Source organism: Streptomyces sp. NPDC047002, from assembly GCF_040704505.1.
In the GTDB taxonomy this organism is placed as follows: domain Bacteria; phylum Actinomycetota; class Actinomycetes; order Streptomycetales; family Streptomycetaceae; genus Streptomyces.
This window is the reverse complement of sequence record NZ_JBEYWC010000029.1, coordinates 63,494-82,725: the sequence shown is the minus strand read 5'-3', so window position 1 is coordinate 82,725 and position 19,232 is coordinate 63,494. Positions and strand designations below refer to the sequence as shown.

The following is a 19,232-nucleotide window of genomic DNA, read 5'->3' as shown; positions in this document are numbered from 1 at the left end:
CCGGAACCGATGGCGGTCCGTATTGACGGGTACGTCGCGATACGGGAGTACTCCCCTCCGCTGACCTCCACGGTACAGGGATCACCATGAATCAGTAAAGCAATGGATAAGGAAAAACCAAAGACGCAGGTCGATGGCGGGTTCGCGGGCGGGCATCGGGTAAAGAAGCGGGCGGTCGCGCGCCAAGGGGCGCGACCGCCCGTGTCCCTCGCGGCCGCCGGGCTCCGGTGCGGGGCGAGGCGGCGGGCCGCGGGCGCAGGGCCCGCGGTTCTGTGTCCTGGGGCCGGGGCCCCGGGGTCAGAGCTGCGGGAGGATCGCCGGCATCAGGTCCTGGAAGGTGCGGCCGTTCGCGGCGCTGCCCAGGGCGGTCATCTGCCAGCCGCCGCCCGAGCGGTGCACCTTGGCCATGATCTGCGCGGTGTACTGGCCCCCGCCGTCCAGGGTGTAGCGGGCGAGCTCCTGTCCGTTGGTCTCGTCCACCAGTCGGCAGAAAGCGTTCTGCACCTCCTGGAAGGTCTGGCCCGTGAACGAGTTGACCGTGAAGACGATCTGGTCGATGTGGGCCGGCACCTTCTCCAGGTCGACCAGGATCGACTCGTCGTCCCCGCCCTGGCCCTCGCCGCCGACGAGGTTGTCGCCGGTGTGCCGCACGGACCCGTCGTCGCTCACGAGGTGGCGGAAGAAGACCACGTCGACCGGCTGCTTCTCGGAGAAGAGGACGGCGGACGCGTCCAGGTCGATCTCCCTGGTCCGCATCCCGAACAACCCCCTGCGCCTGGCGGCCTGCCAGCCGAGCCCCATACGGACCGCGGTGAGCGTGCCGCCGCCCTTCTTCTCCAGGCTGATCGCCTGGCCCTTGCTCAGGCTGACGCCCCCGCCCTCGGATGTGTCCACCACGTCTTGGCCTCCTTCGCCATGGTCCCCCCGCCCCACGGTCCGTGTGCGGTGTTCGGGCACCCTACGCGGGGACGCTGCCCCGCCCGAGGCGGCTCACGCCGACTGTGTCGATCCTGCGACACAGGAGGGCCACAGCCGCGGGGCCCGGCGGGCGGGCGGGGAGGACGCGGGGGCCCGGCGGGTCAGGCCAGCCCCGCCTCCTTCATCTGCCGCAGCTCCTTCTTGAGCTCTCCGACCTCGTCCCGCAGCCGCGCCGCCACCTCGAACTGGAGGTCGGCGGCCGCGGCGCGCATCCGGTCGGTCATCTCCTCGATCATCCCGGCCAGCTCGGTCGCCGGCCGGTCCGTGAGGACCTCGGTGCCCTTCCCCTTGCCGCCCTTGGCCGCGCCGCCGAGGGACGGCACCGGCGCCTTGGCGGGCTTGCCGTTCTTGTTGTTCTTGCCGCTCTTGGTCTGCCGGTAGCCCGTGCCGAGCAGGGACTCCGTGTCGACCTCCTCGCGCGCGATGGTCGCCACGATGTCGTTGATCCGCTTGCGCAGCGGCTGCGGGTCGAGCCCGCGCTCGGTGTTGTACGCGATCTGCTTCTCGCGGCGCCTGTTGGTCTCCTCGATGGCACGCTCCATCGCGGGCGTGACCTTGTCCGCGTACATATGGACCTGGCCCGAGACATTGCGCGCTGCGCGGCCGATGGTCTGGATCAGCGACGTGCCCGAGCGGAGGAAGCCCTCCTTGTCGGCGTCGAGGATCGCCACGAGCGACACCTCGGGCAGGTCGAGGCCCTCCCGCAGGAGGTTGATGCCGACCAGGACGTCGAAGTCGCCCGAGCGCAGCTCGCGCAGCAGCTCCACCCGGCGCAGTGTGTCGACGTCACTGTGCAGGTAGCGGACCTGGATGCCGAGTTCGAGGAAGTAGTCGGTGAGGTCCTCGGCCATCTTCTTGGTGAGGGTGGTGACGAGGACGCGCTCGTCCTTCTCCGTGCGCTGCCTGATCTCGTGCACCAGGTCGTCGATCTGGCCCTGGGTCGGCTTGACGACGACCTCCGGGTCGATGAGCCCGGTGGGGCGGATGATCTGCTCGACCACGCCGTCGCCCCGGGAGAGCTCGTAGGGCCCCGGGGTCGCCGAGAGGTAGACGGTCTGGCCGACGCGCCCCTGGAACTCCTCCCACTTCAGGGGGCGGTTGTCCAGCGCGGACGGCAGCCGGAAGCCGTGGTCCACCAGCGTGCGCTTGCGGGACGCGTCGCCCTCGTACATCGCGCCGATCTGCGGGACCGTGTTGTGCGACTCGTCGATGACGAGGAGGAAGTCCTCGGGGAAGTAGTCGAGCAGGGTGTTGGGCGGCGAGCCGTAGTCGCGGCCGTCGAAGTGCATCGAGTAGTTCTCGATGCCGGAGCAGGAACCGATCTGCCGCATCATCTCGATGTCGTACGTGGTGCGCATGCGCAGCCGCTGGGACTCCAGGAGCTTGCCCTGCTTGTCCAGCTCGGCGAGGCGGCTCTCCAGCTCGGCCTCGATGTCGCGGACGGCGCGCTCCATGCGCTCGGGTCCCGCGACGTAGTGGCTCGCGGGGAACACGTACAGCTGGTCGTCCTCGCTGATGACCTCGCCGGTCAGCGGGTGCAGCGTGGACAGCGCCTCGATCTCGTCGCCGAACATCTCGATGCGGACCGCGAGCTCCTCGTAGACCGGGAAGATCTCGATGGTGTCGCCGCGGACGCGGAACGTGCCGCGCTGGAAGGCGACGTCGTTGCGCGTGTACTGGATCTCGACGAAGCGGCGCAGCAGGTCGTCCCTGTCGTACTCGGCGCCGACCCGCAGCGGCACCATGCGGTCCACGTACTCCTGCGGGGTGCCCAGGCCGTAGATGCAGGAGACGGAGGCGACGACCACCACGTCGCGCCGGGTGAGCAGCGAGTTCGTCGCGGAGTGGCGCAGCCGCTCGACCTCCTCGTTGATCGAGGAGTCCTTCTCGATGTACGTGTCCGACTGCGGCACGTACGCCTCGGGCTGGTAGTAGTCGTAGTACGAGACGAAGTACTCGACGGCGTTGTGGGGGAGCAGCTCGCGGAACTCGTTCGCCAGCTGGGCGGCGAGGGTCTTGTTCGGCGCCATGACGAGCGTCGGGCGCTGGAGCTTCTCGATCATCCAGGCCGTGGTGGCGGACTTGCCCGTGCCGGTGGCGCCGAGCAGGACGACGTCGTTCTCCCCGGCGCGCACGCGCCGCTCCAGCTCGGCGATGGCCGCGGGCTGGTCACCGCTCGGCTGGTAGGGACTGACGACCTCGAAGGGCGCCATGCTGCGTTCGATCTGGGTTACGGGCCGCATGGTCTCCACCGTACGACTCCCCACTGACAACGCCCTGCGCACCGGATCCGACCTGCGGCGGAGCCCTCGGCGGCGGGCCGACGCCACGCCCGTGCGGGCGTGCGCGGGTGTTCAGGCCGTGGCGCTCAGCCGTCGTGGAGGTCGCAGGAGCCGCGCCGCACCGGCTCGGGGACGAGGGCGCGGGCCGCGCGGTCCCTGGGCGCCTGGTGGCGGCGCGTCCTCGCGTGCGGCCCCGCGGGCGCGCCCGCTGCCCCCGCCCAGGGCCCGGGGGCGGTGCCGCGGCCGCCGGTGCGGCCCCGGGAGGCGGCGGGCGCGGTCGCGGCGCGCGGCGCCCCGCCGGAGAGCAGCCGCGGCTCGAAGGCCATGACGAGCCCGGCGAGCACCAGGAACGCGACGGGCCCCGCGAGCATCGGAAGCAGCTGCGCCAGGTCGGTGCCGCCGCTCCCGGCCGCGGAGGCCGCGGCGGGCGAGACGTACACGTGGGCCCCGGTCATCGCCAGGTAGTGCATGCCGGTCGCGGCGCCGCCGAGGCAGACGGCCGCGGCGGCCCCCGCGAAGGGGCCCCGGTGGCGCGCCGTGGTGGCGAGGGAGGCGATGCCCGCGGCGACCGCGAGGGCGACGGAGGCGATCACGGTGAGGGTGTCGTAGGTGACGTATCCGTCGAGCCTGAGCCCCGCCATGCCGAGGTAGTGCATGCTCGCGATGCCGAGCCCGGTGAGGGTGCCGCCGGTGACCAGCGACATCGGGGTGGCGCCGCGGTGGCCGACCACCCACAGGCCGGCGCCCGCCATCAGCAGGCCGACGCCGAATCCGGCGAACATGGTGGGACGGTCGTAGTCGAAGCCGGCCCCGGCGATGGAGAAGCCGGTCATCGCGACGAAGTGCATGGTCCACATGCCGCAGCACAGGGCGAGGGTGCCGAGCGCGAAGGCGGTGGGGCGCCGCGCGGAGCTGCCGCGCAGGGAGGGGGCGGCGCAGCGCAGGCCGAGCGCACTGCCGAGGCACGCCATCAGGAAGGCAGCGGCGGGCGTGACGAGGCCGTAGCTGAATCCGTCAACGGTACTGGCGGTGCCGACAGTGCCCTGCATCGTGTGGTGCCCCTCCGCCCCTTGGCGTCATGCGTACGACCGTACGGACGTGCTGGTCCCGGGCGAGAGTAGGACGGCCCGCCCGGTTAGCAAAGTCCGTTGTCGGTGGCGGCTTCTACGGCGGTCTGCATGAAGCGTGAAGAATTGGCGGAATGGGCGGTTGTCGCGGCCGCCCTCGGGATGCCTGCCGTTTCCCGGGGAGATCCGGCCGCCGAGACCGTGCGTGCCGCGGCCGCGGCTCCCGGGTGTCGGCCGAGGTGGCGGCGGGTTGCGCAGGCCGGCGGGCGGTGCGCGGTGGGCCTGTCGCGCTGTTGTCGCGCCCCCGGCCCGCGCCTAGTGTGAAATCGAACACACAACCGTTGTGGACTCATCCGCCGGACATGGACTTCCGAAGGGACGGCGAGTCGGCATGAGTGGAGGAAACAGGGCGGTCGCCTACATCGAGCCGGGTGTGGTGGAGGTCAGGACCACCGACTACCCGACCCTGGAGCTGCAGGACGGGCCCGGTGTCGCCCGGGAGAACGTCGGCAGAATGTGCCGGCACGGCGTCGTGCTCAAGGTCCTCGCGACCAACATCTGCGGCAGCGACCAGCACATGGTGCGCGGCAGGACGACGGCACCGCAGGGCCTGGTGCTCGGCCACGAGATCACGGGCGAGGTGGTGGAGCGCGGGCCCGATGTCGAGTTCGTCCAGGTCGGGGACGTGGTCTCGGTGCCGTTCAACATCGCGTGCGGGCGCTGCCGCAACTGCAAGGAGCGCAACACCAGCATCTGCGAGAACGTCAACCCCGCGCGTCCCGGCGCCGCGTACGGCTATGTCGACATGGGCGGCTGGGTCGGCGGCCAGGCGGAGTACGTGATGGTGCCGTACGCGGACTTCAACCTGCTGAGGTTCCGCGACCGGGACGCGGCCCTGGAGAAGCTGCTCGACCTCACAATGCTCTCCGACATCTTCCCCACCGGCTACCACGGCGCGGTCACCGCGGGCACGGAGGTCGGCTCGACGGTGTACGTGGCGGGCGCGGGCCCGGTCGGGCTGGCCGCGGCCGCGTCGGCGCAGCTGCTGGGCGCCGCCGTGGTGATCGTCGGCGACCTGAACGCCGAGCGGCTGGCGCAGGCCCGCAGTTTCGGCTGCGAGACGGTCGACCTGACGGAGGGCTCGCTGGAGGACCAGATCGCGCAGATCCTCGGGGAGCCCGAGGTGGACGCGGCGGTCGACGCGGTCGGCTTCGAGGCGCGCGCCCACGGCAAGGACGCGGGCGAGGCGCCGGCCACGGTGCTCAACTCCCTGATGGGCGCGGTCAGGGCGGGCGGCGCGCTCGGCATCCCCGGCCTGTACGTGACGGACGACCCGCGCGGTGTGGACGCCGACGCGCAGTCCGGCACGCTCAAGGTCAGGCTGGGGCTCGGCTGGGCGAAGGCGCACCGCTTCGTCACGGGCCAGTGCCCGGTGATGACGTACCACCGGCAGCTGGCGATGGCGATCCTGCACGACAGGGTGCACATCGCGAAGGCCGTGAACGCGACGGTGATCTCGCTGGACGACGCGCCGCGCGGCTACGCCGAGTTCGACAAGGGCGCGAGCCGCAAGTACGTCCTCAACCCGAACGGCGCGCTGGACCACGCGGTGGCCGCCTGAGCGAGCCGTGACACGGAACCGCGCGACCGCGCGGGCCTGGTGGCCGCGTGGTCGCGCGGTTCCGCGGTTCCGCAGTTCCGCAGTTCCGCAAGCAGGGCCGGGCGTGTGGGGGCGTCCGGTCCAGTGTCTGCGCGCGGGGGCGCGCGCGGCGACGGTCCGTGCGCGGGCGCGGCGGTCTCAGGCGGGCAGGCCGCTCCACGCCGGGTGGCCGGGGCGGTCGGCGCGTACGACGGTGTCAGCGGCGGCGCGCGGGTCGGTCTCGGCCGCGTACCGCTCGAAGGCGGGCAGGGTCCAGCGGTCGGCCTGCGGGGTGAGCCGGTGCAGCGCGGCGGGCGACAGGTCCAGATGGACCGTCAGGTCGAAGGGGAACCACTGGCCGAGCAGGAAGGGCCCGTGCAGCAGCAGCACTCCCCCCGGCGGCAGCGCGACCCGCTCGCTGCGGGTGGCGCGGTCGGCCCCGGGGTCCCACAGGTCGGGCAGGACGAGCCCGGAGCCGCCGGGGTCGAGCGGGCCGAAGACCTCGCGCCACAGCGCGCCGGTGTCGTACCAGCCGCCGTAGTACGCGTCGGGGTCCTCGCGCCCGTACTCGAAGCGCAGCGAGGCGGGCCGCAGGAAGGCCGCCGTGTCCACGACGACGGAGGGGCGGCCGCGCAGCCGCAGCGCCTCGGCGAGTGCCGCGGCCGGGCGGCCGGTGTCTGCCGCGGGCGCGCCGTCGAGGCCGACGCGCAGCCGGGCGCCGCCGTCGTGCGGCTCCGTCTTCAGCAGCCGGTCGGCGAGGGCCTCGGTGAGCCGTTCCCAGGTGATCGGTTCGAGTCGCACCCCGCCATCCTCTCGCGCCGGGCGCGGGCGGCGGCGGACGCCCCGGGGCTCGCGGGGCCTGCCGCGCTCACTGCCCGCGCAGCGCCTTGGCGAGCGGCCCGTCGCCGGTGACGGAGACCTCGCCGGCCGCCACCGCGTCGGCGAGGGGCAGCGCGCCGCCGCAGAGGGCGCGGCAGGTGGCGTCGTCGAGCGCGAGGACAGCGTCGGCGCCGGCGGGCGCGGGCCCCTCGCCGTACGCGGGGGCGGAGGTGGCGCCGAGGTGGAGGTGGAAGGTGCCCGCGTCGAGCCGCACCTCGGCGGTGCCCTCGGCCGCGCCCGCCCGTCCGCGCAGGACGCGCAGCAGCGGGAGGGCGAACCAGTGGGCCCGCACGGCGTCCGTGGGTCCCGGCTCGCCGAGGTCGGGCGCGCCCCAGGCGGCGAGCGCGTCGAGTACCGGCAGCAACCCCGCGCCGCGCGCGGTCAGTTCGTACACCACGGCAGCGGCGGGCGGTGGCAGCTTGCGGCGGGTGACCAGCCCGTCGCGCTCCATGTCCCGCAGCCGGGAGGCGAGGACGTCCGTGCTGACGCCCGGCAGGTCCGCGTGCAGGTCGGTGTAGCGGCGGGGTCCCGCGAGCAGTTCCCGGACGATCAGCAGGGTCCAGCGGTCCCCGGCCGTGTCGAGGGCGCGGGCCGCTGCGCAGTACTGGTCGTAGCTTCGGCGACGTGGCATGGCTCGCAGTCTAGACATGTTGTTGGACTTTCCAAGCTGAGGCTTGGTAAAACCAAGTATCGCAATCGGTCGGGGAGGCCACGCCATGGAGTTCCGGCAGTCGAGCAAGCTCAGCAACGTCCTGTACGAGATCCGCGGGCCGGTGATCGCACACGCCGACGCGCTGGAGGAGGCGGGCCACAGCGTGCTGCGGCTGAACACCGGCAACCCGGCGCTCTTCGGCTTCGAGGCGCCGGAGGAGATCGTCCAGGACATGATCCGGATGCTGCCGCAGGCCCACGGCTACACCGACTCGCGCGGCATCCTCTCCGCGCGGCGCGCGGTCGCCCAGCGCTACCAGGCGCTCGGCATCGAGGTCTCCGTCGACGACGTGTTCCTCGGCAACGGCGTGTCAGAGCTGGTCTCCATGGCCGTACAGGCCCTGCTCGACGACGGCGACGAAGTCCTCATCCCTGCACCGGACTTCCCGCTGTGGACGGCGGTCACCTCCCTCGCGGGCGGCCGTCCCGTGCACTACGTCTGCGACGAGTCCGCCGACTGGAACCCGGACCTCGCCGACATGGAGTCGAAGATCACCGACAGGACCAAGGCCGTCGTGATCATCAACCCCAACAACCCGACGGGCGCGGTCTATCCGCGCGAGGTCGTGGAGGGCATCCTCGATCTCGCCCGCCGCCACCAGCTGATGGTCTTCGCCGACGAGATCTACGACCAGATCGTCTACGACGACGCCGTCCACCACTCGGCCGCCGCCCTCGCCCCCGACCTGGTGGTGCTCACCTTCAGCGGTCTGTCCAAGACGTACCGGGTCGCGGGCTTCCGCTCGGGCTGGCTCGTCGTCACCGGGCCCAAGCAGCACGCCCGCAGCTATCTGGAGGGCCTCACCGTCCTCGCGTCGATGCGGCTGTGCCCCAACGCGCCCGCGCAGTACGCCATCCAGGCGGCGCTCGGCGGCCGCCAGTCCATCCGCGAGCTGACCGCGCCCGGCGGCCGGCTGTACGAGCAGCGCGACCGCGCCTGGGAGAAGCTGAACGAGATCCCCGGCGTCTCCTGCGTCAAGCCGAAGGGCGCCCTCTACGCGTTCCCGAGGCTCGACCCGAAGGTCCACCCGCTCGTGGACGACGAGAGGTTCGTCCTCGACCTGCTGCTGCGGGAGAAGATCCAGGTCGTGCAGGGCACGGGCTTCAACTGGCCGCACCCCGACCACTTCCGCATCCTGACCCTGCCGTACGCCGACGACCTGGACGCGGCGATCAGCCGCATCGGCCGCTTCCTCAGCGGCTACCGGCAGTAGCGCCGCGGGCCGAGTGCCACCAGCCGTGGCGGCGCCGACCTGGCCCGCGCGACGGCCGCGCATCCCCGCCCGCCCGCGACAGCCGCGCGTCCCGGCCCGCCCGGCCGTGGTGTAGGGGGGCCGGCGCCCCGGCCGTCCCGCGGGCCCGGCTCGGCCGCGACACCGGCCGTCCCGCGGCGGCCGCCGCGGGAGCAGCGGGCGCGTCGGCACGTACGATCTCTGGCATGCCCCAGGACGTGCCGCCCGAGCCCGCCGCGCCGTACGGAAGAGCGGTCGGCACGGGGGCGCCGCCGGCCGCCGCGCCTGCGGGCGCCCCGGCACCGCCGGCGCGCCGGACGCGGATTGCGGCGCCCCCGCTGACGGTCCTGTACGCCGTCCGCTCGGCCACCACCCTGAACCGGCTGCTCGACGTGGTGCCCGCGTTCGCCGGAGACCCCCGTGTCACACCGGTGTTCACCATCGTCCCCGGCTCCGACTTCGGCGCGGACGCGCTCGACACGCTGGACGGCGCGGGCGCCCACGTCGTGCCATGGGCTGAGGCCGTGCGCCGCGGCGCGAGTCTCGTGCTGGCCGCGAGCCCCAACGGCCCCCTGCACGAAGTGGACGCCCCACTGGTCCTCCTGCCGCACGGCGCGGGCTACAACAAGCGCCTGCCGGAGGACGGCGAAGGCCCGGCGGACGTGTCCGGCCCCGCGTCCGGCCTGCACCCGCGCCAGTTGGTGCGCGGCAGGACTCCACTCGCCACGGTGCACGCGCTCGCGCACCCGGAACAGGCCGGGCGGCTCGCCGCCCATGTGCCGCCCTCCGCCGCGGAACGCGCGGTCGTGGTCGGCGATCCGACGTACGACAGGATGCGCGAGTCCGTGCCGCTGCGCGAGCGGTACCGGGCCGCCCTGGGCACCGGCAGCCGGCGGCTGGTCGTCCTGGTGTCCACCTGGGGCCCCGAGTCGCTGCTCGCGCGCGAGCCCGGGCTCGCCGCCCAGCTGACCGAAGGGCTCCCCCATGACGAGTACCAGGTGGGGCTCGTCCTGCACCCCAACGAGCACAGCAGGCTCGGCGGGTTCACTCTGCGCCAGCACCTCGCGCCCGCGCTCGCCGCAGGCCTGGTGACGGCCCGTCCGCACCAGGAGTGGGCGGCCCTGCTCGTCGCGGCGGACTGCGTGGTCACCGACCACAGCTCCACCGCCCTGTACTTCGCGGCGCTGCCTCCTGCGCCCGGTGGGCGGCGCCTGCTGCTCGGCTGCTACGAGGGCGGTACGGAACTGATCGGCGGCACGCCCATGGACGGCCTCCTGTCGGCCGTGCCCGCCCTGCGTCCCGGCGCACGGCGCACCGCGGCGGAGCAGGTCACGGCGGTGTTCGCGGACGGCGCCGCGTATCCCGACGGTGTCGCGGCGACGGCCGCGGGCGCCTTCGCGGAACCGGGCTCGGCGCTCCGGCGGCTGCGCGAGCACTGCTACGCGCTGCTCGGCCTCGACCCGCCGGAGGGGCCGGTGCGTGCCGAGCCCTGGCCCCTGCCCACGACGAAGGCGCGCAGGCCCGCGGCGTTCGCCGTCCGGACGGACGTCAGGGGCGACACCGTGTACGTCGCCCGCCACCCGGTGGCCGCCGGGGCCTACGACGGGCATGTCAGCGCCGAGGAAGGCGCCGCGTCGCTGAGCGAACTGGAGACGGCGGCGCTGATCCACCGCACGGCACGGCCGCCGTCCTGCGGTCCCGCGTGGACCGTCGACGAGTGGTCGGCGCGCGTCCTCGCCCTGTACCCGGGCTGCCGCAGCGCGGCCGTGGTCCTGCCGGACGGCACCGCGGCCCTCCGCAGACGCGGCGGCGGGGCCCCGCTCCTCGTAAGGACCTCCCAGCCGCCAGGCCCGGCCGCACCGCGCGGGGTGCCCGCTCCGGCCGCGGTGCTCTCCGCCGTCCACGCCCGCCTCGAAGCGGGCCCGCACCCCACGGAGCTGATCTGCGCCGTGGGCCCGCACCGCGCCCTGGTCCGACTCTCCGAGGCCCCGCCGGAGGTAACAGACACCACGTTCTGACGGAACGCTCCGCGAGACCGCGGCCGCTCCGGCCCGTTCCCCGACGGCGGCACCGTCCCGGGACGGACACGGTGCTCGGAACGACCGGCGCGCGGGGCGCGGCCCCGCGCGAGCCGGGGTCGGCCGCCGTCCCGCGCCGCACGGCAAGCGACCCCGCCCCGGTGAACCCGGCCGGTGCGCTGGGGGCCCGGTGCGCCTCGGCCCGACTCGCGGGGCTACGGGGCGCGGGGGCCCGGTGCGGCTCAGCGCGGCTCGTCGGGCTCCGGGACGCCCGCGCGCAAGCGCAGCTCCCCCGCCGCGGCGCGGTGCGCGTCCGGGGTCTCGCCCAGGGCCGCCAGGCTCTCGTGGAGCGCGACCCTGACGTCGAACTTGGCGCCCCTGGCCTCCTCATGGGCCAGCGCCTCCTCGTAGGCGGCGACCGCGCCCGGCGCGTCGCCCGACGCCTCGCGCAGCGCGGCGGTCTCCGTAAGCACCCGTGCGATCAGCCGGTGGTTGCCGGTGGAGCGCGCCACCGGCAGCGCCGCCTCCTGCTCGGCCGCCGCCGACGCCGCGTCCCCCGCCCTGCGCAGGGCGCGCCCCGTGAGGAAGCCCTGCAGCGCCACGCCGTACGCGCTGTCGGGGAGCGCCTCGTGCACCGCCCGGGACGCGCGGTAGTCGGCAACCGCGCCGGCGTGGTCGCCGCTCGCCTCCAGTGCCTTCCCGCGGAACTCCAGGGCCGAGGCCTGCAGCAGGGTGCCGGGCGCGACCGCCGCTGCTGAGCGCACGGCCTGCGCCGCCTGGTCCAGCGCCTCGGCGTGGCGGCCCGTGCGCGCGAACGGCTGCGACAGCTGGCTGCGGAGCCGGACCGCCAGCTCCACGAGCCCCGCCGACTGCGCCATGGCGACGCCGCCTGCGAACGAGTCGGCCGCGGTGTCGTGGCCGTCGCTCTCCTCGTACTCCTTCCACAGCGGCTCGCAGAGCGCCGCGCCGTGCTCGTGGGCCGTGCCGCCCAGGTCCTCGGCGACCCGGACCAGGCCGTGCAGTGCGCCGCTCTCCGTCTCGAACCAGGCCCGCGCCTCCGCCTCCCCCTTGAAGGCGACGTCCGGCCCGTACGGCTGCTCGCCGAGCGCCTCCGCGACCCGCAGGCGGCGCTCGGCGATCGCCCGGTCGGCCCGCTCTGCCTGGCGGCGGTACCAGCACAGCAGCCGCAGCAGCCCCTCCCCCGCTTCGGCCTCGCCGCCGTCGCGCTGCGCGCGGCGCAGCGCGTGCGGGCGCCACACGTCGGGCAGGCGCAGCCGGAACGGGCCGTCCGCGCGGACCCGCGTGGACACGGCGGCCAACTCGGTCTCGGCCAGGGCCTCCAGCGCGTCCTCCGACTCGTCGAGCCCCGTGCCGAGCAGGGCCGCCGCCGCGTCCGTCCCGATGTCGTATCCGGGGTGGTACGGCAGCAGGCGGTACAGCCGGCGCGCCTGGGGCGGCAGCCCCGCGTACACCTCGTCTGCCAGGCCGTTCGCCATCGTGCCCTCCTGCGTCAGCCGGCTGGTCAGTTCGGCGACGAGCCGCTCCACCCGGCGGCCGGGGTGCGAGCGAAGCAGCCCGCCCGCCATGGTCAGCAGCCCGGGGAAGCCGCCGCAGACACCGGCGACCCGGGCGAGTGCCTCGGGGCCGAGCTCCTCGCGCGGCGTGCCGCGCAGCATGGCCCGCAGCACGGCCACCGCGTGGTCAGGCGCCAGGCCGTCCAGCGGCAGGCCGACCGCGGTCAGCGTGGGCAGCGGCCGTGCGCAGGCGACCAGGACGACGGACTCGGGAGAGGCCGGGAGCAGCGCCTCCACCTCGTCGCGCGCCAGGACGCCGTCCAGGGCGAGGAGCAGCCGTACGGTGCGGGTCCTGCGCAGGTACATGCCCCGCAGCTCCGCGTACGTGTCGGGCAGCGTCCAGTGCCGTGCGACCCCGAGGGCACCCAGCAGGTGGCGCAGCAGACCCCGCAGGTCCGCGGCGCCGCCCGGACGGCGCCAGCGGGTGAGGTCGGCGTAGAGCGCCCGGTGGTCCGGGTCCCGGTCGACCTCGTGTGCGAAACGCACCACGAGGCTGGTCTTGCCGATGCCCACGGGGCCGCTGAGGACGGCGACCGCCGGCCGGGCGAGGTCCTGGGCGGGCGGCCTGCGCCACAGGCTGCGCAGCTCCGCGAGTTCTCTGGTCCGGTTCTCGAAGACCGGCCCTTCCGGCGGGGGTTCGCCGCCGTACGGCTCGGTGTCGGCCGGGGCCGCGGGCGGGGTCTGGTACACGGTGAGGTGGTCGATGTGCCCGGCCTGGACCGCGACGCCCTGGTTGTCCCCGGCCTCGTTGCGGACGGAGGCACGGGGCGCCTCCCCGCGGCTCCGCTCGCCGTCGCCGGCCGGCGCCGTGCTCAGGAGCGGCCGCCGAAGTCGATGCGGCCGACGGAGCCGGTCTGGATGACCGGGGCGTAGTGGGTGCCGCCGGTGACGGAGTTGTGCACGTCGCGGATCTGCGTCTGGGTCTGCTCGACGCTGAACTCGGCCGCCAGCTCGCCCAGTTCGCGCAGGGCCTCGCCGTCGCCTCGCACGGCCCTGCGGAAGCGGCCCGCGAGGTCGCTCCGGAACTCGCTCAGGGCCTCGTCGTCGCCCGCCGCACGGGCCTGCGCCAGGTCGGCTCGGATGCGGTCGAGTTCTGCGCCCTCCTGGCCTTCCGTCGTGCCGCGACGGCGGGCCAGGAACGCGGTGAAGCGGCCGCGCGCCGCGGCCCACCCGTCGAGCGCCATCTGCTGGAGCACGGCCGTCGCCGCCGCCGTCATCACACTGGCTGCTTCGTCCACAGGACTCCCCCTCCGCTGCCGGGCCGCCACGCTGAGCAGCGTACCGGTCACCGGCCGAGCAGGGCTATGACGGCCCCTGCCGGGTCGGTGTCGGGGACGCCCCTCGGCCACCAGTCCTCGCGGTCGCGGTCCGACTCGTAGCCGTACCAGAGGCCGTCGCGGCCGAGGCGCAGCTGAAGGGTGGGGCCCGTGAGGCGGTTGCGCCAGGGGCGCAGCGCCGGGAGGCCGGCGGCGGCCAGCGCGGGGCGCGCCCGGTCGAAGGGCCCGGCGGGCGGGTCCCAGGCGTGCTCGAGCGCGTCGAGCCCGGCGAGGCCGCCCTGCCGCCACGCGGCGACGGCGCGTGCCAGGTCGGTGGGGGTGCGGTCGGTGGCGGCCGCCAGGTCGCGGTAGAGGGCACGGGTGGACGCGGTGAGCCCGGAGCCGGGGTGGGCCGCGGCCAGCCGCACCGCGTCCTGCCAGGGCGTCAGGTCGGCGACGGGATCCGCGCCGAGGACGAGCAGGGCGTGCGCCCGCACGGCGGCCTCGGTGGCGAGGAGGTCGAGCGCGAACGGGTCGGGCGCGCCGGGCGCCGCCGGGTAGTCGGGCGACCGTCCTGGCCTCTCGGGCACGGGCAGCGGCGGCGGCAGCGCGGGTCTGGCGCGCGGGGCGAGCGCCTCGGCGGCCGGCACCGTCGGCAGCGCGGGCGCGGCCGCGGTGCGCTCGGCGGCGGAGCGCGCGGCACTGCGGCGCGTGAGGTCGGCGAGGATCTCGTGCTCGGCGCGGCCCCGCACGAGCAGCAGCACGAACGGGTCGGCGTCGAGCAGCCTGGCCGTCTGGTAGCAGAGCGCGGCGGCGTGCTTGCAGGGGTATCCGTCGTCGGGGCAGGAGCAGTCGGGCACCAGGTCGCCGGCGGCGGGCAGCAGGTCGGACAGGTCGGCGAGGGCGTGCGGCATGTCCCTGTCGAGGAGCGCGGCGATGTGCTCGGGCCGCTCGGCCGCGCTGCGCAGCAGGCCCTCCCAGTCGTCGTCGCCGAGGGTGCGCAGCCGGAGCTGGGTGCGGTACGGGCGCGGGCGGCTGCCGTGCACGTACGCCATGACGCGGCCCGGCGTGACGGTGATCGCGTCGACGTGGCCGCCGTCCGCGTAGGCACGGCCGCGCCCGAGCCTGGCCGGGTCGAGCGCGGTGTCCTCCATCGAGGCGAGCCACGCCTCGCCCCACCAGGTGGCGGCGAACGGCCCCCCGTGCGCGGGGCGCCGCGGCATCGCGGGGAAGGTGGCGCGCCGGTCGTCGTGGCGGGTGCGGCGCGGCGCGGGCGCGGTCACGACGGCCTGCGCAGGGACACGAGGTCGGCGAGCTCCCGGTCGGTGAGCTCGGTCAGCGCGGCCTCGCCCGAGCCGAGGACGGCGTCGGCGAGGGCGCGCTTGGCGGCGAGCAGTTCGGCGATCCTGTCCTCGACCGTGCCCTCGGTGACCAGCCGGTGCACCTGCACGGGCTGGGTCTGCCCGATGCGGTAGGCGCGGTCGGTCGCCTGCTCCTCCACGGCCGGGTTCCACCAGCGGTCGAAGTGGACGACATGGCCCGCCCTGGTGAGGTTGAGGCCGGTGCCCGCGGCCTTCAGCGAGAGCACGAACACGGGGACCTCGCCCTCCTGGAAGCGGTCCACCATGCGCTCGCGCTCGGCGACGGGCGTGCCGCCGTGCAGCAGCTGGGCGGGGATCGCGCGGCTCGCGAGGTGCGCGCCGATCAGCCGCGCCATGGCCACGTACTGGGTGAAGACCAGGACGGAGCCGTCCTCGGCGAGGATCGTGTCGAGCAGCTCGTCGAGCAGGGCGAGCTTGCCCGAGCGGCCCGCGAGCCTGACGCCCGCCGTGGCGGTGCGGCCGGGGCCGCCGGGCTGCGGGGTCTCCTTGAGGTACTGCGCCGGGTGGTTGCAGATCTGCTTGAGCGACGTGAGCAGCTTCATGACGAGGCCGCGCCGCGCGATGCCCTCGGACTCCTCGATGGCGCCCATCGTCTCGCGGACCACCGCCTCGTACAGCGAAGCCTGCTCCCTGGTGAGGGGCACCGGGTGCTCGGTCTCCGTCTTGGGCGGCAGCTCGGGCACGATGCCGGGGTCCGACTTGCGCCTGCGCAGCAGGAACGGCCGCACGAGGCGGGCGAGCCGGTCGACCGCCTGGTCGTCGTCGGCGTCGGCGACGCCCGCGGCGCGCGCGTTCTCCACGTTCTCCACGGTGCGGGCGTGGCGGGCCCTGAACGTCTTGAGCGGGCCGAGCAGCCCTGGCGTCGTCCAGTCGAGCAGGGCCCACAGCTCGGAGAGGTTGTTCTCGACGGGGGTGCCGGTGAGCGCGACCCGGGCGCCCGCGGGGAGGGTGCGCAGGGCCTTCGCGGTCGCGGAGAACGGGTTCTTCACGTGCTGGGCCTCGTCCGCGACGACCATGCCCCAGCGGTGCCCGGCCAGCTCGTCGGCGCTCGAGCGCATCGTGCCGTACGTCGTGAGGACGAAGCCGCCCGCGACCGGGTCGAGCGAGCGGCCCGCGCCGTGGAAGCGGTGCACCGGGGTGCCGGGCGCGAAGCGGGTGATCTCCCGCTGCCAGTTGCCGAGGAGGGACGCCGGGCACACCACCAGGGTGGGCCCTTCCGCCGGGCCGCCGCCCGCTCCCCCGCGCGCCGCGGCGGCGGCGCGGCCGGCCCTGTGCAGGTGCAGCGCGATCAGCGTGACCGTCTTGCCGAGGCCCATGTCGTCGGCGAGGCAGCCGCCGAGGCCGAGCGCGGTCATGAGGTCGAGCCAGGCGAGGCCGCGCAGCTGGTAGTCGCGCAGGGTCGCGGCGAGGCCCGGCGGCTGCGGCAGGCTCCCCGGGCCCGCGGCGATCCGGTCGCGCAGCGCGGCGAGCGCGCCGGTCGGCACGGCCTCGACGCGCTCACCGTCGACCTCGGCGCTCCCGGTGAGCGCGACGGCCAGCGCCTCGGACGGCTGGAGCAGGCCGAGCTCCCGCTTGCGCGCCTTGCGCACGAGCGCCGGGTCGACGACGACCCACCGGTCCCGCAGCCGCACCACCGGACGGTGGGACTCGGCGAGCGCGTCCATCTCGGCCTCGGTGAGCGCTTCGCCCTCCAGGGCGAGCTGCCAGTCGAAGGAGAGGAGCTGGGTGCTGTCGAAGAAGACCGTGCCGTCCGTGGCGGAGCCCGGCGCGGTGCGCACCGGTCCGACGACGGCGGTGGCGGTGAGCGTGCGGGCCAGCTCCCTCGGCCAGTGCACGGCGACGCCTGCGGCGGCCAGCCGGCTCGCCGCCGGGCCGAGCAGGTCGTACAGCTCGTGCTCTGCGAGGGCGAGGGCGTCCGGCACGTCGCGCTCGGTGAGGCGGCCGAGCGGCGGCCACACCCGCGCGGCGCGGCGCAGCGCGAGCAGCGCGTCCACGCGGGCGCGCGGCCCGAACGCCTCCTCCCCCTCACCGGCCCACAGCCGGGCCGCGTCCACGACGAGCGTGGGGTCGGCGAGGCTGTGCACCTGGACGAGCGCGACGGCGGCGCGCCTGACGCCGTGCACAGGCTCCCCGGCCGCGCCGGGCTCGCGGTCGGCCGCGTCGGAGGCGTCGAAGGCCTCGAACGCCGACAGGTCGAGCCTGAGCGAGATCCGGACGCCCGCGTCCATCCCCGCGGCCGCCTCCGCGGCCCACGTCCGCGCGCCGGGCAGCCGCTGCGGCGCGCGGGCCGCGAACGCGGCGCCCGCGGCGAACGGCGCCGCCGGGGTGCGCGGCAGCGTGTCGGCGACCGCGTCGAGGAAGGCCCGCACGAGCGCCTCGGGCTCGGGCAGGCGCCACTCCGCGCCCGCGGTGTCCCGCGGCGCCGGGACCGCGTGCGCCTCCGGGGGCATTGCGGCGGCGACGGCCCGCAGCTGCGCGACGTCCTCGGCGTCCAGCGGCCCGGCGCGCCAGGCGTCGTGGTCGCCCGCGGTGAGGCCGGGCAGCAGCTTGCCGCGGCCGACCAGCTGGAGCGCGTGCAGCGCGGCCGCGCCCCAGCAGGCGGCCGCCGGGTGCGCCGCCCGGTCGCCGCGGGCCCGCATCAGCAGCGGCAGCGCCTCGCCCACGGGTACGAGGACGGCGGGCACCACCGCCTCGGCCACCCCTGCCGCCTCGTCAGGTGCCGCGCGCAGGACGGTCAGCTCGCCGGTCGCACGGTCGGGGAAGGCGCCGTCGGGCAGCTCACCGTAGGGCGCCCAGAACGCGACGCGCCCCTCCCGGGGCAGCTCGGCCGGGAGGAACACGGCGGCGCAGCGCACCGCCCCCGCTCCGTACGCCACACCGACCACCGCCCTTCCCCCGCGTCGGCGGCCCGCCGGCCGGCGTCCGCCGCCAGGCCGTTCCGACCGCTCCGATTCGCTCCAGGCGAGTCTAGGGAAGGGCACTGACAATGCCGCGCGGCACGGGGTCCTCGCAGGTCGGGGAGGTGACTGGGCAGGCGGCCGCACGTCGGCGGCCACACCGCGCACGACGTGGCGCCCCCGCGCGGGCGCGCCCCCGCCGCTCGGCCCCGTCCGGCGGACGTCAGCCCCGTCCGGTCGGCCTGCCGCCCGCCGGCCCCCGCGGGCTCTCCAGCGGGACGTCCTCGCCTGGTGCGCCGTCCGCTCCGGGGTGCGGCAGCCCGGCGGTCGCGCCCCCGTCGGGGCCAATCTCCGCGTCGGGCTCCGGCGTCGCGGGGCCCGGCATCGAGCCCGCTGCCTCCGGCGCCGGGACCGCGGCGTCCGGCTCGGGCGCCGCGGGCACGGCGCCGTCCCTCGGCGTGGCCTCTGCCCCCTGGCCCGGGGCGCCCGCCGTCGCGGTCGCGAAGTCCGAGACGGCCTCGACCGCCTGCGCGGCCTCGGCGGGGGTGGCCCGCTCCAGGAAGCGCAGCAGCTCCACCGGGAAGGGCAGGACCAGGGTGGAGTTCTTCTCCGCGGCCACCGCGACGACCGTCTGGAGCAGCCGCAGCTGGAGCGCTGCGGGCTCCTGCGACATCTCGTGCGCCGCCTGCGACAGCTTCTTCGACGCCTGGAGCTCGGCGTCCGCGTTGATGACCCGGGCCCGCCGCTCACGGTCCGCCTCGGCCTGCCGCGCCATGGAGCGCTTCATCGTCTCCGGCAGCGACACGTCCTTGATCTCCACGCGGTCGATCTGGACGCCCCAGGCGACGGCCGGGCTGTCGATCATCAGCTCCAGGCCCTGGTTGAGCTTCTCCCTGTTGGAGAGCAGGTCGTCCAGGTCGCTCTTGCCGATGATGGAGCGCAGCGAGGTCTGCGCCATCTGCGAGACCGCGAACCGGTAGTCCTCCACGCGCACCAGGGCGTCGGCCGCGTCGACGACCTTGAAGTAGATGACGGCGTCCACCCGCACGGTGACGTTGTCCCGCGTGATGCCGTCCTGCGCGGGCACCGGCATCGTCACGATCTGCATGTTCACCTTGTGCAGCCGGTCCACGAACGGCACCACGAACTGGAACCCCGGGGCGCGCACCCCGTGCACCAGCCGGCCGAAGCGGAACACCACGCCGCGCTCGTACTGCTTGACCACTCTCGCCGCGGCCATCGCGTACACCACCGCGGCACACACCACGACGACCGCTGCTGTGATCCATCCCTCGACCATGATGGCCCCCTGACGCC

13 protein-coding genes are annotated in these 19,232 nt (G+C 75.2%); 3 read left to right on the top strand and 10 right to left on the bottom strand.

The window, feature by feature from the left end; genetic code table 11:
* Positions 1 to 297: 297 nt before the first annotated feature.
* The 3 genes from AB0910_RS24045 to AB0910_RS24035 form a co-directional block, all read right to left on the bottom strand.
* Positions 298 to 897, bottom strand: coding sequence for a TerD family protein (locus AB0910_RS24045; protein ID WP_366746695.1), 600 nt, complete (start codon positions 895 to 897; stop codon positions 298 to 300).
* Positions 898 to 1,079: 182 nt separating this feature from the next.
* The gene (gene uvrB / locus AB0910_RS24040; protein ID WP_366746694.1) at positions 1,080 to 3,221 is read right to left on the bottom strand and encodes an excinuclease ABC subunit UvrB; all 2,142 of its coding nucleotides are present in this window, start codon (positions 3,219 to 3,221) and stop codon (positions 1,080 to 1,082) included.
* 125 nt (positions 3,222 to 3,346) lie between these two features.
* The gene (locus AB0910_RS24035) at positions 3,347 to 4,309 is read right to left on the bottom strand and encodes an MHYT domain-containing protein (protein WP_366746693.1); all 963 of its coding nucleotides are present in this window, start codon (positions 4,307 to 4,309) and stop codon (positions 3,347 to 3,349) included.
* A gap of 409 nt (positions 4,310 to 4,718) precedes the next feature.
* Here AB0910_RS24035 and fdhA point away from each other — a divergent pair, with 409 nt between their 5' ends.
* Positions 4,719 to 5,948 carry a formaldehyde dehydrogenase, glutathione-independent gene (gene fdhA / locus AB0910_RS24030; protein WP_366746692.1) on the top strand — a complete coding sequence of 410 codons (1,230 nt, stop codon included), beginning with the start codon at positions 4,719 to 4,721 and terminating at the stop codon, positions 5,946 to 5,948.
* 177 nt (positions 5,949 to 6,125) lie between these two features.
* Here the strand turns inward: fdhA and AB0910_RS24025 are convergent, their stop codons facing one another.
* Positions 6,126 to 6,767 carry a uridine kinase gene (locus AB0910_RS24025; protein ID WP_366746691.1) on the bottom strand — a complete coding sequence of 214 codons (642 nt, stop codon included), beginning with the start codon at positions 6,765 to 6,767 and terminating at the stop codon, positions 6,126 to 6,128.
* A 67-nt stretch (positions 6,768 to 6,834) separates the two neighbouring features.
* Positions 6,835 to 7,476 (bottom strand): helix-turn-helix domain-containing protein, encoded by a 642-nt coding sequence (locus AB0910_RS24020; RefSeq protein ID WP_366746690.1) that lies wholly within the window; start codon positions 7,474 to 7,476, stop codon positions 6,835 to 6,837.
* An 85-nt stretch (positions 7,477 to 7,561) separates the two neighbouring features.
* Here AB0910_RS24020 and AB0910_RS24015 point away from each other — a divergent pair, with 85 nt between their 5' ends.
* Together AB0910_RS24015 and AB0910_RS24010 are read left to right on the top strand one after the other, a co-directional pair.
* Positions 7,562 to 8,770 carry a pyridoxal phosphate-dependent aminotransferase gene (locus AB0910_RS24015; RefSeq protein WP_366746689.1) on the top strand — a complete coding sequence of 403 codons (1,209 nt, stop codon included), beginning with the start codon at positions 7,562 to 7,564 and terminating at the stop codon, positions 8,768 to 8,770.
* A gap of 224 nt (positions 8,771 to 8,994) precedes the next feature.
* Positions 8,995 to 10,806 (top strand): translation initiation factor 2, encoded by a 1,812-nt coding sequence (locus AB0910_RS24010; RefSeq protein WP_366746688.1) that lies wholly within the window; start codon positions 8,995 to 8,997, stop codon positions 10,804 to 10,806.
* A 242-nt stretch (positions 10,807 to 11,048) separates the two neighbouring features.
* Here AB0910_RS24010 and AB0910_RS24005 read toward each other — a convergent pair whose 3' ends face one another.
* The 5 genes from AB0910_RS24005 to AB0910_RS23985 form a co-directional block, all read right to left on the bottom strand.
* On the bottom strand, positions 11,049 to 13,070 hold the full coding sequence (locus tag AB0910_RS24005) for a hypothetical protein (protein ID WP_366746687.1): 2,022 nt from the start codon (positions 13,068 to 13,070) through the stop codon (positions 11,049 to 11,051).
* Between the two features lie 122 nt (positions 13,071 to 13,192).
* Positions 13,193 to 13,618, bottom strand: coding sequence for a hypothetical protein (locus AB0910_RS24000; protein ID WP_366746686.1), 426 nt, complete (start codon positions 13,616 to 13,618; stop codon positions 13,193 to 13,195).
* 47 nt (positions 13,619 to 13,665) lie between these two features.
* Complete coding sequence (locus AB0910_RS23995) at positions 13,666 to 14,859, bottom strand: SWIM zinc finger family protein (RefSeq protein ID WP_366746706.1); 1,194 nt, start codon at positions 14,857 to 14,859, stop codon at positions 13,666 to 13,668.
* 56 nt (positions 14,860 to 14,915) lie between these two features.
* Positions 14,916 to 17,894 carry a DEAD/DEAH box helicase gene (locus tag AB0910_RS23990; RefSeq protein ID WP_366746685.1) on the bottom strand — a complete coding sequence of 993 codons (2,979 nt, stop codon included), beginning with the start codon at positions 17,892 to 17,894 and terminating at the stop codon, positions 14,916 to 14,918.
* 244 nt (positions 17,895 to 18,138) lie between these two features.
* A complete protein-coding gene (locus AB0910_RS23985; RefSeq protein WP_366746684.1) occupies positions 18,139 to 19,215 on the bottom strand; it encodes an SPFH domain-containing protein in 1,077 nt (358 codons plus the stop codon).
* Positions 19,216 to 19,232: the final 17 nt, after the last annotated feature.